At 57.1% G+C, this 3,585-nt stretch carries 2 protein-coding genes and 1 pseudogene; 2 read left to right on the top strand and 1 reads right to left on the bottom strand.

Going from position 1 to position 3,585, the window contains the following annotated elements:
- Positions 1-269 precede the first annotated feature (269 nt).
- Positions 270-527 (top strand): annotated as a pseudogene (locus tag AAAC48_RS21770) (IS110 family transposase); the annotation flags it as partial.
- A 358-nt stretch (positions 528-885) separates the two neighbouring features.
- Here AAAC48_RS21770 and AAAC48_RS21765 read toward each other — a convergent pair.
- The gene (locus AAAC48_RS21765) at positions 886-2,532 is read right to left on the bottom strand and encodes an acetolactate synthase large subunit (RefSeq protein ID WP_340656194.1); all 1,647 of its coding nucleotides are present in this window, start codon (positions 2,530-2,532) and stop codon (positions 886-888) included.
- Between the two features lie 618 nt (positions 2,533-3,150).
- On the opposite strand from AAAC48_RS21765, the gene AAAC48_RS21760 reads away from it, so the two are divergent.
- On the top strand, positions 3,151-3,438 hold the full coding sequence (locus tag AAAC48_RS21760; RefSeq protein ID WP_340656193.1) for a hypothetical protein: 288 nt from the start codon (positions 3,151-3,153) through the stop codon (positions 3,436-3,438).
- The last annotated feature ends 147 nt before the right edge of the window (positions 3,439-3,585 follow it).

Here is a 3,585-nt window from a genome sequence, read left to right as displayed (position 1 = left end):
CTTATTGAATGCTCCAGCCCCTTTCAGTCCCTGACGGAGAGGGCTTGGAATATGCCCGGGGCCCGGGCTGCCGTGATCGATTCTCGCAGATCGTCCGCCCATTACATGGGGTAATCGCGGGAGCGGTGCCCTACTGGCTGCTGAACGGACATTTCCGAGACGTAGCCAGGGTGGTTGTTCCCCGACAAGATGGAAAGTTGTTCCCCGACAAGATGGAAAAACGGGATCATGGCGCTGGGCCTGTCCCAAACATCGAACGGGAAACAACCATGGAAGAATATATCGGACTCGACATATCGTTGAAAGACACCGCGATTTCGGTGCGACGTGACGGCAAGCGGATTTGGCGCGGCAAATGCCCATCCGATCCGAACCTGCTCGCAGAGGTGATCCGCAAGCGCGCACCAGCGGCAGAGCGGGTGGTGTTCGAGACCGGTCCCTTGTCGGTGTGGTTCTACCACGCCCTGTGCACAGAAGGGCTTCCTGCGATCTGCATAGACGCGCGCCACGCCAAGGCCGCGCTGGAGCGGACGGAGGACCATATGAACTCCGGATCATTGCTCCCGGACGTGACGACCTGATCGCCGCGTCGTACAAGACTTTCAATCCGAGACCGTCGCTCCTGCCCGTTCTCACGCAAACCGGGTGGTATCAGGAACCGAACAGTGTGACGACCGACGGGGTCGCGTCCGCGTCGGAGTTCTTGGTGAGTTCACTAAGCGAGACACATCAATAGCGTCCCGACTGACCGTAAGGACACCACAGCAGTCAGCGAGAGGGAATGGGGGGAAAATGAGTGTTTGGCGGCTTGCGCGGCCGAAGTGCATTTAGCCAAACGTCACAGGCAAAATCCGCATCGCATCGACCAGTTTGCGCGGATCTTGCTCAGTTCTCCAGGATCGCAGGAAGTCGCTCCCGAAGTTCCTTCACGAGCACGCGTTCGTTTTCCGAATAGTCGATGGGTACGTTGACCAGATGAACACCGCTGTCCGTGAAGGCCTTCTCGAGAACGTCCTTGAAGTCGCCGACATTGGTCACCCGCGTCCCCTTGGCCGCGTAGGATTCGGCGTACTTCACGAAATCGGGATTGCCGAATGTCATGCCAAAGTCAGGGAACTGGTCGACGGCCTGCTTCCAGCGAATCATCCCATAAGCCCTGTCTTCGATAATTAGCACCACCAGATTCAGCTTCAACCGAACAGCTGTCTCGAGTTCCTGGCTGTTCATCATGAACCCGCCGTCGCCGCAGACCGCCATGACGCGGCGGTCGGGATAGAGCATCGCTGCCGTCATCGCTGATGGAAGCCCCGCTCCCATCGTTGCCAGCGCGTTGTCGAGCAAAAGCGTGTTTGCCATCTCCGTCCGGTAGTTGCGGGCAAACCAGATCTTGTACATGCCATTGTCGAGCGCGAGGATGCCGTCGTGAGGCATCACCTCGCGAACGTCGTGCACGAGGCGCTGAGGCGTGAAGCGGTCCTCCGTTGCCCTTGCGCCGATCCTTTCGAGAATGCGCCTGCGCAGATGCAGCAAGGCATTAGCGTTCGTGAGCTTACCTTCTATCCGGTCGGCCAACACCTTGAGTGAAGGTCCGATATCTCCGACGACTTCGGACTGGGGGAAATAGACCTGCTCGACGCTCGCCGGCTGATATCCCACGTGAACCACCTTGGGACCTTCCTTGCCCATGATGAACGGCGGCTTCTCTATGGTGTCGTGACCTATGGTGATAATCAGATCCGCTTGCTCGATCGCCTCGTGGACATAGTCCTTCTCCGACAGCGCGGCCGTTCCCATGTAGAGCTCCGTTCCCCCGGGAACGGTTCCCTTTCCCATCTGCGTCGTGAAAAACGGGATCCGTGTGCGCAGAACGAACTGGGCGAGATCGGACGTCGACCGCGGACGGGAGGCTGCTGCTCCAAGCATAAGAAGCGGTCGCCTGGCTTGGAGAATGAGTTCGGCGGCCCGATCCAAGGCCGTGTCGCTGGCAGTCGGGAGGTCGACCGGATGCGGGGCGATCAGTGCAACGTTTTCACTTTCCTCAGCAGCGATATCTTCTGGAAGTTCAAGATGGACGGGACCAGGACGCTCTTCCTGCGCCACCCGAAACGCCTCGCGCACCATGGTGGGGATCATGAGCGGGGAAACGATCTGCCTTGAGAGCTTGGTCAGCGGTTTCATGGACGCAACGACATCGACGATCTGAAAGCGACCCTGCCGAGACGACAAGATCCCTTTTTGGCCCGTGATCATGATCATCGGCATCGCGCCGAGAAGCGCGTAGGCTGCGCCAGTAGACAGATTCAAAGCGCCCGGCCCGAGCGTGGTAAGGCAGACACCGGGTTTGCCCGTCAACCTTCCATAAGTTGCGGCCATGAAAGCAGCCGCCTGTTCGTGTCGGGTCAAGACAAGCTGGATCGAGGATTTACGAATGGATTCGATTACGTCGAGATTTTCCTCACCGGGAATCCCGAAGATACGATCGACGCCTTCGTTCTCGAGCGCTGCTACCAGGAGATCGGAACCTTTGGTCACTCTAAATGAACCTCATCTGTTGGACACGTTCAACCTGGTGGTTGTCGGTCGAACTCGGGTGTCATGACGCATATTCTAACAGCAGATGCCGAAGTCTCGGAATAGATTTGATCGGGCGGCCTTGGTTATCTAAGCCAACGATGTCGTAACCTGCGGCGGCGAGTGGGACCAAGATGCGCCCCGCCCCCGCGCCGATTTCAAGAATGAGGCTACCGAACCGACGTGCGCAATCTAGATAAAACTAAATTTCACCGGCGAGCACGTCGCCGCCAGTAAAGAGGTCGTTGGCAGAGACCGCAACATCGCCACGATAGTGGGCGTTTGCATTGGTCATTCCAGCAATCCCTTCTTGCGCTGTTTCTTAATTCAGGAGAAGACGCGTGCCTAACATCTAGCATAGGATGTGTCTGCAATGGCAGTGGGGCATTGCGTGCAATGGAAAGCGTAGTGTCGCGTTCGGAATATCAATGCAGGAACAGGAGAGAACCTATTTCTAGCTCAGGCGACGGAGAACGCAGTTCGGCAGGTGGGAATGTGCTTGAGGCGATGCGCGTCTTCAATTCCGAGGTTAGAAGAGCGACGAAACTAGGCCTATGCATTGAAGTGCAGAAATTGAAGATGCTCACCTCTGACGGCGTCGTGCCGATTATCTCGGCCGCCATTCATAAGTCTTCGACTTTTGTGCAGGCACCGGAAGTCCCTGTCGACGATCCCGATCAGAGCGCTCGTTGCCAGAATGCGATGCAGATGGCCTTTCAGAACATGGCCGAACGGGCCATGGCCGCCGGCCGGCGAGAACAAGCGGTCGCTGCGGCATTGGTCGATCTAGCCGACAATCATATGCTCACGCTCGGTAAGGAAGCCACCAAAAGCGCGATTTCGAAACTCGGTTCATGCCGACGCTAGTTTGTAGCGTTTTGCGCCACTTACAAACATACTCAGGTCGTGCCCCAGTTTGAATTGTCGGATATGAATCCGATGGGTTCGATATTAGGTCATGTGATCCGATATTAAGCTCAGTCGAGTATTCACGCGGGGTGGCCATCTGAGGCC

The organism is Phyllobacterium sp. (assembly GCF_037994405.1).
Lineage (GTDB): Bacteria > Pseudomonadota > Alphaproteobacteria > Rhizobiales > Rhizobiaceae > Phyllobacterium.
The sequence above is the reverse complement of the archived record's forward strand: the minus strand, read 5'-3'. Positions and strand labels throughout refer to the sequence as shown.